The sequence below is a fragment of the Streptomyces ochraceiscleroticus genome, assembly GCF_000720485.1.
Lineage (GTDB): Bacteria > Actinomycetota > Actinomycetes > Streptomycetales > Streptomycetaceae > Streptomyces > Streptomyces ochraceiscleroticus.
In genome coordinates this window covers 165661-180246 of record NZ_JOAX01000004.1, presented here as the reverse complement: position 1 = coordinate 180246, position 14586 = coordinate 165661, and the positions used below count along the sequence as shown (strand labels likewise).

Annotated in this window: 14 protein-coding genes and 1 pseudogene; 7 read left to right on the top strand and 8 right to left on the bottom strand. The window is 68.1% G+C overall.

Going from position 1 to position 14586, the window contains the following annotated elements; all coding sequences use genetic code 11:
• The 7 genes and pseudogenes from IG84_RS0106645 to IG84_RS41060 all read left to right on the top strand — a co-directional run.
• On the top strand, positions 1–990 hold the full coding sequence (locus tag IG84_RS0106645) for a LacI family DNA-binding transcriptional regulator (RefSeq protein WP_245659262.1): 990 nt from the start codon (positions 1–3) through the stop codon (positions 988–990).
• Complete coding sequence (locus IG84_RS0106640) at positions 987–1526, top strand: VOC family protein (RefSeq protein ID WP_031052434.1); 540 nt, start codon at positions 987–989, stop codon at positions 1524–1526. The genes IG84_RS0106645 and IG84_RS0106640 overlap by 4 nt, the downstream gene beginning before the upstream one ends.
• On the top strand, positions 1526–2437 hold the full coding sequence (locus IG84_RS0106635; RefSeq protein ID WP_031052432.1) for a sugar phosphate isomerase/epimerase family protein: 912 nt from the start codon (positions 1526–1528) through the stop codon (positions 2435–2437). Before IG84_RS0106640 ends, IG84_RS0106635 begins: the two co-directional genes overlap by 1 nt.
• Entirely contained in the window at positions 2434–3417 is a 984-nt protein-coding gene (locus IG84_RS0106630; protein ID WP_031052428.1) for a Gfo/Idh/MocA family protein, read from the top strand. The genes IG84_RS0106635 and IG84_RS0106630 overlap by 4 nt, the downstream gene beginning before the upstream one ends.
• A gap of 262 nt (positions 3418–3679) precedes the next feature.
• A complete protein-coding gene (locus tag IG84_RS0106625; RefSeq protein ID WP_245659238.1) occupies positions 3680–5026 on the top strand; it encodes an MFS transporter in 1347 nt (448 codons plus the stop codon).
• Complete coding sequence (locus IG84_RS0106620) at positions 5023–5787, top strand: SDR family NAD(P)-dependent oxidoreductase (RefSeq protein ID WP_031052423.1); 765 nt, start codon at positions 5023–5025, stop codon at positions 5785–5787. The genes IG84_RS0106625 and IG84_RS0106620 overlap by 4 nt, the downstream gene beginning before the upstream one ends.
• 431 nt (positions 5788–6218) lie before the next feature.
• Positions 6219–6353: pseudogene (locus tag IG84_RS41060) on the top strand (flavin reductase family protein); the annotation flags it as partial.
• 356 nt (positions 6354–6709) lie between these two features.
• Here the strand turns inward: IG84_RS41060 and IG84_RS0106615 are convergent.
• From IG84_RS0106615 to IG84_RS0106585, 8 genes are all read right to left on the bottom strand, one after another.
• Positions 6710–8272 (bottom strand): long-chain-fatty-acid--CoA ligase, encoded by a 1563-nt coding sequence (locus IG84_RS0106615; RefSeq protein ID WP_031052420.1) that lies wholly within the window; start codon positions 8270–8272, stop codon positions 6710–6712.
• A 90-nt stretch (positions 8273–8362) separates the two neighbouring features.
• Complete coding sequence (locus IG84_RS0106610) at positions 8363–8650, bottom strand: SDR family NAD(P)-dependent oxidoreductase (protein ID WP_078648672.1); 288 nt, start codon at positions 8648–8650, stop codon at positions 8363–8365.
• 23 nt (positions 8651–8673) lie between these two features.
• Complete coding sequence (locus tag IG84_RS37695) at positions 8674–9507, bottom strand: acyl-CoA dehydrogenase family protein (protein ID WP_211266419.1); 834 nt, start codon at positions 9505–9507, stop codon at positions 8674–8676.
• Between the two features lie 41 nt (positions 9508–9548).
• Positions 9549–9905: an acyl-CoA dehydrogenase family protein gene (locus IG84_RS41780; RefSeq protein WP_211266418.1), complete on the bottom strand. Its 357-nt coding sequence runs from the start codon at positions 9903–9905 to the stop codon at positions 9549–9551.
• A 102-nt stretch (positions 9906–10007) separates the two neighbouring features.
• The gene (locus IG84_RS0106600; RefSeq protein ID WP_031052414.1) at positions 10008–11375 is read right to left on the bottom strand and encodes a flavin monoamine oxidase family protein; all 1368 of its coding nucleotides are present in this window, start codon (positions 11373–11375) and stop codon (positions 10008–10010) included.
• 7 nt (positions 11376–11382) lie between these two features.
• A complete protein-coding gene (locus IG84_RS0106595; protein WP_031052407.1) occupies positions 11383–11763 on the bottom strand; it encodes a hotdog domain-containing protein in 381 nt (126 codons plus the stop codon).
• The gene (locus tag IG84_RS0106590; RefSeq protein WP_031052406.1) at positions 11760–13421 is read right to left on the bottom strand and encodes a flavin-containing monooxygenase; all 1662 of its coding nucleotides are present in this window, start codon (positions 13419–13421) and stop codon (positions 11760–11762) included. Before IG84_RS0106590 ends, IG84_RS0106595 begins: the two co-directional genes overlap by 4 nt.
• 116 nt (positions 13422–13537) lie before the next feature.
• Positions 13538–14533 (bottom strand): alpha/beta hydrolase, encoded by a 996-nt coding sequence (locus IG84_RS0106585; protein WP_037799427.1) that lies wholly within the window; start codon positions 14531–14533, stop codon positions 13538–13540.
• Positions 14534–14586 lie beyond the last annotated feature (53 nt).

The window sequence follows — 14586 nt, the reverse complement described above, 5'->3', positions numbered from 1 at the left end:
GTGAGTATCGACGACGTCGCTGCCCGAGCGGGTGTCCATCGCTCCACGGTTTCCCGCGCGTTCTCCCGGCCGGAAGCCGTGAACGCGGCGACACGCAAACACGTCCTGGAGGTGGCGGAGAGCCTGGGTTACCGGGTGAATCCGCTGGCGCAGGCACTGCGCCGCCGTGCGAGCAACCTTGTCCCGCTGATCGTCCCGGACATCACCAACCCCTTCTACGGTGAGCTGGCGAGGACCATGGCCGCCGCGGCGGCCGACCGGGGCTATCAGTTGGTGTTGTGCGTGACCGGCGGCGAGGTCGCCCAGACCAACGCGTATCTGACATCCCTGCAAGAGATGTACGCGCCCTTCGGGATCGTCGCACCGTCGACCAGCGTGGACCTCGACGAGCTGCAGAACGTCGCCCTCGGCAGCAAGGTCGTGGTCGTCGACCGCGTCGAACAGGCACAGGTGCCGACCGTGACGGTGGACAGCGCCGAAGGGATCGCCCTCGCCGTGGACCACCTGCGGGGCCTGGGACACCGGCGCATTGCCTACGTGTCCGGTATCTCCGGGGCGTACACGTCCAGGGACCGCTTGGCCGCCTACGAGGGGCTGGCCGCGGAGCTGGACATGCCGGCGATGATCCTGGACGCGGGCACCGGGCCCGACGTGGGGGAGCGGGCCGCCGAGCGCCTCGTGCACATGACCCGCGAAGAGCGTCCGACAGCGGTCATCGCGGCCAATGACATGGTCGCCTTCGACCTCATCTCCGCTCTCGGTGTGCGCGGTGTGTCCGTCCCGGACGAGGTGTCGGTGATGGGCTTCGACGGCCTGGAGTTCGGCGCCCGGTTCAACCCGCGACTGACCACCGTCCGCCAGCCCATCGCCGACATGGGAGTGATCGCCATCGACCTCGCCGAGAAGCTCCTCAAGGACGGCGAGACGAGCCATGTCGTGCTCGCCCCCGATCTGCTGATCCGTGATTCGACCGCGGAGGTGCCCCGATGAGCCTGCCCGCAGGGTTTCAATACGTCGACCATGTCGCCTTCACGGTGCCCGACCTGGGCGAAGCGGTCGCCTTCTTCGTCGACGCGCTGGGCGCCGAGGAGCTGTACCGCTCGACGCGAGGGCCTGATGCCGACTTCATGCCCGAGCACTTCGCGGTCCCGGCCGACGCGCGCCTGGAACTGGCCATGTTGCGCATGCCGCCCAACCTCAACGTGGAGCTGTTCCAGTGGTGGAGCACGGACCAGCGGCGCGACTACCCGCGCCACTGCGATCTGGGTGGCCACCACCTGTGCTTCACCGTGGACGATGTCGACGCGGCCACTGAGCATCTCCGTTCGCACGGCGCCGACGTTTTGGGTGGAACCAAGGAGGTCGGCCCCGACAGCCCCCTCGTCGCGGGCAACCGGTGGACCTATCTCCGGGCGCCATGGGGCCTGCTGATCGAGCTGGTCGACCGGTCCCGCGTCCACAACCCGCCACCGTTGGTCGGCCCCGCCGACTGGGCCGCCCCCTCCCGAACTGGAAAGGACCTGTAGTGCGCATCATTGGCCACACCCTCGGCACACCGGAACAGACCCTCCCCGAGGCGCTGGAGCTCTTCGCCGCCGCCGGGCTGGAGGGAGCGGAGGTCATCTACCAGAACGATTACCGCAGCGGACTGCCGGTCGGGGACGACACCGCCGCGGCCGAGGCGGCCCGCGTGGCGGACGATCTCGGCGTACCGGTGGTGGGGCTCGCTCCGTACACCACGGGAATCAACCATGAGGACCCGGCGCAGCGCCGGGCCGCGCTCGACGAGCTGAGGGCGACGGTGGACTGCGCCCATCGCGTGGGCGCGACCCGGATCCGCGTGTACGCGGGTTCCTGGGGAGCGGATCGAACCGATCACGCCGGACACTGGGAGCGCCTGCGCGCGAGCCTTTCGGAGCTGGCGCCGCTCGCCGCGGATGCCGGAGTACGCCTGTGCGTGGAGAACCACTTCGGCACCATGACGCAGTCAGCCAAGGAGACGGCCCGGCTGATACGTGAGGTGGACTCGCCTGCCGTCCGCGTGCTCTACGACCAGGCGAATCTCACCTTCACGCACGACGAGGCATGGCCGGAGGCGTTGCGGGAGCAGGGCGACCTGATCGGACACGTCCACGTGAAGGACCTCGTCTTCACCGACCCGGACGCCCCCTTCGTGGCTTCCGAGACGGCCCGGGTGAAGGCGGACGAGCGGGCCGTGCGCTCCCGCGTCGTCGGCGACGGCATCGTGCCCTGGTCGGACATCCTGCAAGCGATCAAGCAGCACGGATACGACGACGTCCTCAGCCTCGAGTACGAGTATCGCTGGCACCCACAGGACCTCCCGGCTCCGGCGGAGGGCTTCGCCCGGTCCGCGCGCGTACTGTGCTCCCTCCTCGAAGAGGCCGCCGACCCGATGCCCGCGGAGATGTCCCGATGAGCCGGCCCCCGCTGCGCGTCAGTGTGGTCGGCGCCGGGAACATCGCGCACATCGCGCAGTTGCCCACCCTGGTGGCGCGGGACGATGTCGTCCTCGATGTCCTGGTGTCCCGGCGTGAGGATCCGTCCGAGCTCGTCCGTCGATGGGGATTCTCCACCGCGGTCCCGACGATCGAGCAGGCCCTCGAGCGTGACCTCGACGCCCTGTTCGTCCTGACCCCGAGGTCGGAGCATTTCGCCGGCGTGAGAAGCGCGTTGGAGGCGAACGTCGACGTCTTCTGCGAAAAACCCCTTGCGACCGCGACCAGCGACGCGGAGCGGCTCGCCGACCTCGCCGACGAGCGCGAACGCGTGCTGATGGTGGGGTTCAACCGGAGGTTCGCGCCGACCTACGTAGCCGCTCGTGACCAGTTCGGGGACACCGGCGCCGACTTCTGTATCGCGCAGAAGAACCGCCGCGGCAGTGAGTACCGCGCGACCTTCGAGAACGCCATCCACATGGTGGACCTGCTGCGCTGGTTCTGCCCGGGCGAACCGGTGGATGTCTCCGCCCATGCCGCTGGTGACGACCCCTGGCAGGAGGACGGGGTCTCTGCCCTGGTCCGATTCGCCGGTGGCGGCACCGGCGTCCTGACGGCGGCACGGACCGCAGGTTCGTGGGCAGAAAAACTCGATGCCTACGGCGCGGAGCGCTCGGCCGAGGTGGTGGCTCCGGACACGGTGACCCTCACCCGGGACGGCGTCAGCACCGTGCGCTCGATGAGCCCCGAGGCATTCGGCTGGGCCACGGCGACGAACACCTTCGGGTTCGCCGCCGCCGTTCACCACTTCCTCGACCGTGTACGAGACCGTGACGCGCCCCTGACGTCGGGGCGCGAAGCCGCCCGCACGCAGGCACTCCTCGACAGGATCCTGCTGGCCGCCGGTCTCCCCGTGAAGGAGCAGGAGGGCCGCACCTGGTCCTCTCACGCGACGCGCTGACCCTCTGCGAGCCTCGACCGGCCCCTCATCGCGGCCGGCATCGGCGGCATCAACTTTCGAAGAAGGCTTCCGGAACCGCCGACAGCGTCGACCGGAATCGATCGGAACCCCCTGGTCCGCGGCGCCCCAGACCGCCGACTGTTCGCACAGCCCCATCCCTCACTGCACTGAGGAGCGCTCAATGGCGAACGCACCAAGAACAGCCTCACCGAAGTCCCTCTCCGCCACCGGCCAACCGGACGCCCCGCCCCGCGGAAGGCGGTTGAACGTCCTGGCAGGCACCGTCGGCCACTTCATCGAGTGGTACGACTGGTACATCTACGGCCTCCTGGCCGCCGTCTTCTCAAGCCAGATCTTTCCCGGGGGCAGCCCGGCGATGTCGCTGATCAGCGCCCTGCTGACCTACGCGGTCGGGTTCGTGGTGCGGCCGCTGAGCGGCATCATCATCTCCCCCCTGGCCGACCGCTACGGCCGCCGTGTCGTCCTGGCCACCACCATCGGCGGCATGGCCGCGGGCAGCCTGATCCTCGCGCTCACCCCGCCGTTCTCCGCAATCGGCTACGCGGCGCCGCTGCTGTTCCTGCTCGCCCGCGTACTGCAGGGCATCTCGGCCGGCAGCGAGATGCAGAGCGCCATCGCCTACATGGTGGAGAACGGCTCGACCGACCGGCGCGGCCTGTTCGGCTCGTTGTCGAATGCGGCCAGCGGCCTGGCGACGCTGGCCGCCACCGGCATGGGGGCGATCGTCACCTCGACGCTGAACACCCATGACCTGGAGACGTGGGGCTGGCGCATCCCGTTCGCCATCGGCGGCCTCCTCGGCGTCGTCGGTCTGCTGCTGCGATCGCGCGCCGACGAATCCCCGGAGTTCGAGGCCGCCGTCGAGGATTCCGCCGCCGGTCGGCAACCCGAGAAGCTGCGCCTGAGGGAACTGCTGCGCAGGCATCCCAAGGCACTGCTGCAAACCGCGGCGCTGTCGGCCCCGGCAGTCGCGTACTACACGTGGGCCACCTTCCTGCCCACCTACGCGCACCTGACCACCGGCCGTGACCTGGCCTCCGCCTTGGCCGGGAACGCCATCGGGCTGGGCCTGCTGGTGATCATCGTGCCCCTGTGCGGCGCCCTGTCCGACCGCATCGGCCGGCGCAAGCCCTTCCCCATCATCGGGGCCATCGGCATGGTGGTGCTCTTCTATCCGCTTCTGCTGTTGCTGCAGCAACCCGGATTCGGCGTATACGTGACGGTGACCGTCTCCGGCTGGGTGGTCCTGGCGATCTGGCAGGGCGTTTACCCGACGATCCAGGCCGAACTGTTCCCCGCTGCCGTCCGCGTGTCCGGCATCGGTGTGGCCCACCAGCTCGTCATCGCGGCCCTCGGCGGGACGGCACCGCTCATCGCCAGCGCCTTCATCGAGGCGGGCCACCCCATGGGCGTGGCGGTGTACATGACGGTCATCGTCCTGCTCTGCCTCATCGTCTACCTGACCCTGCCGGAGACGGGTAGCGCAGGCACGCACACCACTTCCACCACGTCCTCCGCTGCGGCACCCGACGCCGAACACAGCTCTACAACCACGAAATGCACGGAACCCACGGAGGACACCGCATGACCACCTCGTCCCAGATTGCGCTGGTCACCGGGTCCAGCGGAGGCATCGGAGCCGCTACCGCCGAACGACTGCACGCAGCGGGCTCGGTGGTCATCGGATGCGACCGCACGGCACCGGACAGCCGCCCGAAGTGGCTCGCGGACTTCCGTGAACTCGACGTCACGGACGAAAAGTCGGTGCGCGAGACAGTGGCCGGGATCCGGGCGGAGTACGGGGCGATCGATGTTCTGGTACACGCCGCCGGCATTCTCGGCAACGAGCCGGACCTGCTCACCACCTCGAGCTCCGAGTTCGCCCGGGTGATGGCGATCAACGCCACGGGGGCCTTCTCCGTACTGCGCGAAGTCGGCCTCGTCATGCAGGCCCAGCGCTCCGGCTCCATGGTCGCGGTGGCCTCGGTCGCCGCGAAGGAGGCCCGTCGCGCGTACGTGCCGTACAACGCCAGCAAGGCGGCCGTGTTGAACATCTGCTGGTCGCTGGCTCTGGAACTCGGCCCGGACAACGTGTCGGTCAACTGTGTGTGCCCCGGCCCGGTCAACACCGCCATGTGGGCGCAGCTCGCGACCCGCGCCGGCGGCGGCGACCCCAAGGGGGACCGGCGCGCCCGCCAGGCCCGGGCCGCGCAGATCCCGATGGGCCGGTTCGCCGAGCCGGAGGAGGTGGCGGCGACCATCGCCTTCCTCACCGACCCGGCCAACCGTTACCTGACTGGTCTGAGCCTGGATGTCGCCGGTGGTGCCCGGCTGGGGATGGGCAGTTGATGGAATGCCTCCGCACGGGGAGCCGGTGACACGTCCCGGGTTCCGTGAGCCGGGGCTCGGGGCCCCGGGAGGCGAGCTGTACCAGTGGGGGCCCACGGGCACATCACACGCAGGGGGCAAGGGGGCAAGGGGGCAAGGGGGCAAGGGGGCAAGGGGGCGCAGGGTGGTGAGGGAGGGATCAGGACTTCGGTGCCGGTTCGGCGATGCGGGCTTCGAGGTCGGCGACGCGCCGGTCCTGGAAGCGCAGGTTCGAGCGGGCGGCCTTGAGTCGCTTGTGGAGGGTGCGGTTGTCGGTGGTGAGCTGGCGGACGCGCTGTTTGAGGGATGCTGGACGAGTCCGATACCGGGCACTGTCTTCCGAGAACAGGGGTTGGGTGATGCCGGCGATCTGCGGTTAGCCTGCCGGGTTGCCTCCGTGGATACTGGCGATCATGCGTATCGAGATCGATCCCCGGAACACGTCCCGCAACGACTTTTACCGGCTTCTGACCGCGACGGTGGTGCCGCGGCCGATCGCCTGGGTCTCCACAGTCGATCGATATGGTGGTTCGGCGAACCTAGCCCCTGCGTGATTCGGTGGACAGCGGTATCGGTGAGCTGGGACGTTAACGCAGGTCAGGATAGGTGTGCAACGACGAGCTTGTGAGCTCGACGGGCGGCGGGTGGCCCGCGGGTAAGCTTTCGCGCTTCTTGCGGGTCGGGGTAGACCGCTGTGGATCACGACCTCGGGAAATATGTCATGTACTTCCCCAGTGGACGGCGCTGACCTGCGGCGACTTCCCTTATCGGGGCTTGGTGGGATGGCACCCAGTCCTCGGTGTGTGGCGGGTGGCTTGGTCACGAAGTCATCCCAGCTCAAAGCGATTCCGTGGCACCGGCTGGTCCGGCGTCGACCACGATGTGTAGTCGTGCGTCTTGTGTGTCAATTCTGTGTTCTGCGGGCCAGCTCACGCTTGAGGATCTTTCCGGTGGCGGTCATCGGCAGGCTGGGCACGAACTCGACGATGCGCGGGTACTTGTAGGACGCCATCTGGCCCTTGGCCCAGGCGACGAGCTCGTCGGGGGTGAGGGAGGAACCGGCCTGGAGGATGACGAATGCTTTGATCTCCTCGCCGTGGCTGTCGTGAGGTACGCCGATGACGGCGGCCAGGCTGACCTCCGGGTGCCTCATCAGGACTTCTTCGATCTCACGCGGATAGACGTTGAAGCCGCCTCTGATGATGAGGTCCTTTGATCGGTCGACGATGTAGTAGAAGCCGTCCTCGTCGCGTCGTGCGAGGTCGCCGGTGCGGAGCCAGCCATCGCGGATGACCTCCGCGGTGGCTTCCGGCCGGCCGTAGTAGCCCTTCATCACGTTGTGGCCCTTGACCGCGATTTCGCCGACCTGGCCGCTCTCGGTCACCTCGGTCCAGTCGTCGTCGACGAGTTTCAGTTCGACTCCCCAGACTGGCACCCCGATCGATCCCGGACGTGGGGCGAGATCGGGGTCGCTGAACGTCGCGACGGGAGAGGTCTCCGACAACCCGTATCCCTCGAGCACCGTGATGCCGAGGCGCTGTTTGATCTGGTGGGCAAGTTCCATCGGGAGTGCAGCACCTCCGGAGATGCCGATCCGGAGGTTGCCCGCGATGCGCTTGACGTCGACGGCGTCGCTGAGCGCGTTCAAGAGCCCCCACCACATGGTGGGGACGCCGGCGAAGAACGTGATGGGCTCGTGGCCCATCAGGTCGACGACTTCGCGCGCATCGAAGCGGGGAACGAGGTAGAGGGTGGCAGCCATCGAGAAGCCTGCGTGCATCTGCACCGTGGCACCGAAGGTGTGGAAGAGCGGGAGGCAGAGCAGGTGGCTGTCAGAAGCTGGTGTACTGCGGAAGAGGCGGTTGCATGCCAGCACGTTCATCACCGTGTTGGCATGCGACAGCTCTGCGCCCTTGGCCTGTCCGGTGGTCCCGGAGGTGTAGAGGATGACCGCCGTGTCGGTGGGTTCGGTCGTTACTGAGTCGAACGTTGTGCCATGGCCGACCAGGGCACTGCCGAGTGTCTCGACGCCGTCGATGGGACTGGGAGCTGCCGGATCATCGGTGATGACGAAGAAGTGCTCGACAGCGTCGACCTGCTGGAAGCCGGCGAAGCCCTCGGCGCTCATGGGCAACCCGGGAGTGCCCTCGAAGCAGAAGTACGCCGTCACGTCGGCGTCGTCCAGGTGGTAGGCGATCTCGCGGCTTTTCAGGAGCACGTTGAGCGGAACGACAACTGCGCCAGTCTTAAGGATGCCGTAGTAGACGACCGGGAAGTGCGGCAGATTCCGGCAGCTGAGGGCCACCCTGTCACCGGGGCGGATCCCGCGCTCCACGAGCAGGTTCGCCACCTGGTTGGCCGCGGCGTTCACCTGACTGTACGTCAGGCGGGTCGGGCCCAGTACGACAGCCTCGCGGTCGGGGTACTTGCGGGCGGAGTCCTCGAGCAGGATCGACAGGTTCAGCATGGTGACTCCTCATGAGCCTCGCGGCGGGCTTGCTTGCCCGCGGGTGGATTGTGTGTCCGTGCTTCGCCCTCAGCGCGGCCGTGTATGCCGTCATTGCGGTGGATCGACGAAGACGTCGTACTGGAGGTCCCCCGTGCCGGCGCCGAACCTGTCCACGCACCGTTCGACAGCCCGCTGCACCGATGCCTCGTCGCTTACGTCCTCGACGACAGCAAGGGCACTGCCGCTGGCAGCCTCGATCACCGCGGCGGCGGTGTGGATGGTGCCGGGCAAGCGTGAGTCCGGAGTGTCGGTCTTGGCCGGCAGGATCACGTTGACGCCTCGGCGGGCGGCGGCGACGGCGATCGCCGGGCCGATGCCGCGGCTGCCGCCCGACATGAGCAAGGTGCGGCCCGCGAGGCTCAGCCAGTGATCTCCTTGCCGAAGATGCCGCGAGCGATGACCCACTTCAGGACCTCGTTGGTACCCTCGTAGATCTCCCCGATCTTGCTGTCGCGGTAGATCGCCTCGACCGGCCCCGGCGTGCCGTCGGCGCTGAGCTCACGGGCGAAGCCGAGGCCGCCGAACGCCTGGACGGCGTCGCGGACCATGTCGACGGCGAGCCGGCTCCCGTAGAACTTGGCCATCGAGGCTTCCGGTTCGGGGAACACCTCGCCGTCGTCGCGTCGCAGGGCCGCCTTGAGATACAGGGACCGCGCGTTCTCGATCTCGGTGGCCCGCTCGGCCATCAGGAACTGCCAGTGCTGGTTGGCGGCCAGCTTCCGTCCGAACGCCTCCCGGGTCGACAGGTGCGCGACAGCGTGGTCGAAGGCGGCCTGCGCCATGCCGACACCGGCGGCGGCGATGCCGATGCGGCCGAGCGTGAGTGTGGCGAGCGCGTGACGGAGTCCGTGTCCCGGCTCGCCGCCGAGCAAGGAGTCGTTTGTCAGCTCGACGTCCTCGAACCACACGTCGGCGGTGAGCTTGCCGCGGTTGCCCATCTTCTGGTCGGGCTCGCCGCCTCGAACTCCGGGCAGCGAGGTGTCGACAATGAACATTGACAGCCGGTCGTCGGTGCGAGCGAGGGTGACGACAAAGCCTGCGACCGGCGAGTTGGAGATCCAGCGCTTGCGGCCATTGAGGCCCCAGGTGTCGCCGTGCCGGACGGCGACTGTCTGGACCGATTGAGGGCGCAGGTCGGAGGATGCATCGGGCTCGGTGGTGGCGAAGGCACCCACCATGGTGCCCTCGGCCACCGGTCGCAGCCACCTCTGCTGCTGGGCAGCGGTGCCGTGGGTCAACACGTTGCCGGCGAGGATGCAATGGACGTCGAAGACGCCGCGATGCTGCTGGAGTAGTACGCCAGCTCCTCAATGGCGACGGCGGTCGCCGTGACCGGATGCGCGAGGCCGTCCCCGCCGACCTCGGCGGCGAAGGGCACCCGGAACAGGCCGGCGGAGGCAAGGCCGTCGAAGACGTCCTGCGGGAAGCCGTCGATGCGCTCATCCCCGTTCGCGATCCGGCGTGCGGCGGGGGCGACGACGTCGGCGGCGATCTTCCGCACTCGGTCGCGGAGCTCCCGGGTCTCCGTGGGGGAGAGGAGGTCGTGGTAGAGGCGGTCCGCCTCACGGGCGGGGTTCTGTGTGGCAGGCATGGTTACTTTCCTTGCGAGCGTCAGCCGCGAATGGCGGGGACGAAGATGTCGGGGAGCGGCCGCCGGCGCGGGCGGCCGAAGAATGCGGTGAGCGTCGGATCGTCAGCGCACCGGGCGGGACAGGCTCGCCAGAACCTGTTCCGCGGCCCGCTCACCCGACGAGGCCGCGTCGGCGAGCGAGGGCATGTCGAGCTGATAGTCGCCGGCCAGGTAGACGGGGCCGAGGTGTTGGCGCAGCGTCGGCAGCGAGGCACGTCCGCCGGGTGGCCAGAACGGCACGACCCGGTGGTGACGTCGGACGATCCCCTCGTCGAGCTTCCCCTCGAGCTCGGGGTAGAGCGAGAGGAGGTCTGCGGTGAATCGAGTAACGATCTCCTCATCGGTGAGCCCGAACAGGTTGTCGGCCACCGCACCGCCCGCAAAGCAGGCCAGCGCGCCGCCCGGCTTTCGTGGGCCAGGACCGCGCATGGCCGCGGCATGGTTGAACATCGCCTGGAACGACAGCTGCGGCGTCGACACAGCGATGTAATCGTCCCACCGCTGCGGGCCCTCCTCGCGGGTGAAGTAGCCCACCACCACGTACCGGCCGTAGTGAATGTCGTCGAACGCCGCCCGATACCCAGGTGGGAGGCCGGGCATGAGCTTCACAGCCACGTCGCTGGGAACGGCCACGATCGCACGGCGGGCGCGTATCCGCGCCGGTCCGTTCTCGTCCTCGTAGTCCACGACGACACCGTCCTCGGTCCACTCCACCGACCTCACGGGCGAGTTCAGCCGCAGCCGAGCGCCGAGGTCGGCGGCCAGGATGTCGGTGAGGGTCTGGTTTCCTCCCGCCGGCAGGGAGAAGTTCGGAACCTTCGCCGGGTCCGTCAGGAGTATCCCCATCGAGATCGCGAACTGGGTCGCCGCTGTCTCCTCCGGCTCGCATCCCATCCACTGCCCGGACCAGGACCGGACCATGGCCCGCGCGACTTCGGAGCGAACGCCGCGCAGCACGTACGACGCGGAGCGCGCATCGAGTGCCGCCCGGACCCGCTTCGCCAGGGCATTGTCGGGGTTCATCGCCAGGAACGGTACGGCCGCGAGGATGCGAGCCCCGACAGCCGCCAGTCCGACCCGGTCCATGAAGGTCATCCGGGAGCGAAGCATCAGGCCGAACGGATTCGAGGTGTCGACCTGCTTTCCGTTGAGCGCGAGGGCCACTTTCTTGCCCGCCAGCGTCTCCATGGGGATCCGGTGGCGTTCGAGGGCTTCGATCAGGGTGCCGGTTCCCTCGGTGAACTGGGTTCCGACGTTGATCCAGTAGTCGCCCTGGCGAACCGACTCCACGCGCCCCCCGGCCCGACCGGTGGCTTCGAGCACGACGACGTCCCGATCGGACAGGGTGGTCGCCGCCATCAACCCCGCCATGCCGGCACCGACCACAACGATCTCGCACGCCTCTTCACGTACGTCGCTCGATGAATCCATAGCTGCATCAACTCCCGTTCTTGATTGCGCCGGCAGGGACGACACCCGTCCCTCGGGCACGAGTGGCGACGATGGGTTCGGCCAGTACCTCGGCTCGGCCGGTCTCGTCCAAGGGCCGGCAGATGATGCGCAGTTCGAACTCGACCGTTCGACTCCGGTTGCCTCTGGACGCGAGGCGCGCCTCGGCTTCGATGACGTCTCCGCCGCGGATCGGCGCGAGGAACTCGACCGAGGAGTACCCGGCAAAGAGACTTTCGTGGCCGTCGACGGTGATCGCCAGGTGCGTCCCGGCGTCACCGAACAACTTCAGGCTGAACGCACCGTCGACGAGGTTGCCGGCGTAGTGGGCATCGGAGTACGCGACGTACCGCTGGTGGACGACCTTCACGCGATCTCCTTGTCGATGCGGCCGATCCCGGGGGCAACGGCCTGTCCGCCGATCCTGACGCCGGGGTAGCCGCGCTTGGCGATCTCGTGGCACATGCGACGGTACTTGCCGACGCCGCCGACGTAACCCAGGAAGGTGGTCGGCTTGCCGGCCACGTTGGAGCCGCGGTACCAGGAGTCGGTGGTTGCGTAGAGCGTCTGGTCGATCGTGGCCTCGGTGATGTTCACCCAGTCGTCCTGGGCCTCGGTGGTGGGTTCGATGACCTCGCTGCCTTCGGCCTTGGCATGGGTGATCAGGTCGGTGATCCAGTCGACCGCCTGCTCGATCGTGACGACGACGTTGCTCACAAGCGCGGGGCTCTGGGGGCCGCCGATCATGAAGAAGTTGGGGAATCCGGCGGTCATGGTGCCCAGGTAGGTGCGCACACCGTCACTCCACGCATCCTGCAGTCTGCCTGCCTCCGGCGTCGTGACGTTGAGCGCGAACAGTGGTCCTGTGAAGGCGTCGAAACCGATTGCGAGGACAATGGCGTCAACGTCGTAGGAGCCGCTCTCGGTGATGATGCTGTCGGACGTCATGGTGGTGATCGGCTCATCACGTAGCGAGACGAGCGAGACGTTCGGACGATTGAACGTCTCGTAGTAGTCGGTTCCGAAGCAGCTGCGCTTTGCGCCCAGCGGGTGGAATTGGGGCTCCAGCAGGGACGCGGTCCGCTGATCGTGGACGATCTGACGGATCTTCTGACGCATGAAGTCCGATGCGGTCTTGTTGGCCTTGAGGTCGGTGAGGAGGTCGGCGAACTCCGCTCCGACGCCGAGGAATCCGCTGCGCTCGTAGGCCCGTTCGTAGCGCTCCTGACGCTCCTCGTCGGAGACATCGAAGGCGTGGTCGGTCACCGGGCGGTCCGGAATTCCGCCGGGGGAGTGCCGGCACTCCTCACGGATGGCGGAGTACTTGCTCTTGATCTCAGCGACTGTCTCCGCGGACAGCGGGGCGTTGCGAGCGGGGAAGACGTAGTTGGGGGTCCGCTGGAACACGGTCAGGTGCTCGGCCACCTCGGCGATGAGCGGGATGCACTGCACGCCCGACGATCCGGTGCCGATGACTGCGACCCGCTTGCCGGCGAGGTCGTCGAGCGAGATGTTCCAGCGGCTCGTCGACACCGTCAACCCGGTGAAGTTCTCCAGGCCGGGCACGTCGACGTCCTTCGGCGTCGAGAGTCCGCCCGAGCCGGCCAGGAAGTAGCGACCACGGCGGGTGTCGCCGGAGTCGAGGGTCACTTCCCAGAGATGTTCGTCGGGAAGCCAGTTCGCCGCCACCACCTTGGTGTTGAACCGGAAGTGCCGACGAAGGCCGAAGCGGTCGGCGACGTGGTTGATATAGCTCAGAATCTCTGCCTGCGGGGCGAAGCGCTCGCTCCAGGTCCACTCCTGCTGGAGCTCCTCGCTGAACGAGTAGGAGTAGTAGACGCTTTCGACGTCGCACCGGGCGCCGGGATAGGTGTTCGAGAACCAAGTGCCGCCAACGTCGGGAGCGGCCTCGTACCCGGCGAACGTCCAGCCGTGCTCGGCCGCCTTGTAGGCGGCGTACAGGCCGGAGAACCCGGCGCCGACGCACAGGACGTCGACGACCGGGGCGGTGGAGGAGGTGTCAGTCATGGTCTCTGCCTTCTCGTGGTCCAAGGGGCGGACGGACGGCACGAAGGTAGTCATGTGTCTAGGTCGATTGACCAAGAAGGTAGCTATGGGCCGTGACCTTCGTCAATGCCCGGCGGTCAGCAAGGAGTCGAGGTCGATGTGGCGCGGGCGGCGGCGGTGCCTCGCAGATGCCGGACCACGTCGTCGATCGCCGCGTCGGTCTTGGCGAAGACCCCGACCTCGGTGAAGAAGCCGTGGAACACGCCCGAGTGGCGAATGGAGGTGGTGGGTACGCCGTCGTGTCGCAGTCGTTCGGCGTACGCCTCGGCGTCGTCACGCAGCGGGTCGACCTCGGCGGTGAGGACCAGGGCCGGCGGCAATCCGCGGAGGGATGTTGCCTTCATGGGGGCTGCGTACTGATCGATGCCGCCCTGGCGGCCGGGACCGATGTACTGCTCCCAGAGCCAACGCGCATCGGCCGTCGTCAGCAGGGGCGCGTCGGCGAACCGGGTCCAGGACGGTGTGGTGAACCGGTCGTCGACCGCGGGATAGACGAGGACCTGCGACACGGGGAGCGGGAGTCCGCGGTCCCGGAGGTGGAGGCAGAGCGCGGCGGCGAGGTTGCCGCCTGCGGAGTCGCCGCCGACGGCGATCATGTCCGGATCGATGCCCGAGTCGAGGGCTGACTCGCGGAGCCAGGTCAGCGTGTCGAGCGAGTCCTCGAGGGCCGCCGGGTAGGGGTGCTCCGGAGCGAGCCGGTACTCCAGGGAGAGCACTGCCCACCCGGATCGAGCGGCGATCGCGCGGCAGACCTCGTCCACTCCGTCGAGGGTCCCGAGAACGAATCCGCCGCCGTGGAGATACAGCAGTGCCGGCCGCAGGCCCTCGGTCGGCGGGCTGGATGGGTGGTAGAGGCGTGCGCGGAGTTCTCCGGCACGGGTCGGGACGGCCACCGCGTCGACCCGGTCGAGGGGCGTCAGTGGACGGTCGGACGGCGTACTCGCCAGTAGCTCGCGCGCCGCCCGGGCTCCGAGCTCGCGGACAGGTGTCGTCAGCGCGGCCGCGATGGCCTGGGCTGCGAGCTGGGCGTCGGCGTCGAGGCGTTCCCAGTGCGGGGGGAGTGGCTTGTTCACGCGATGGCCTTTCCGAACGAGGTGGAAACCGGGTGTTGACAGCGTGTGACCCG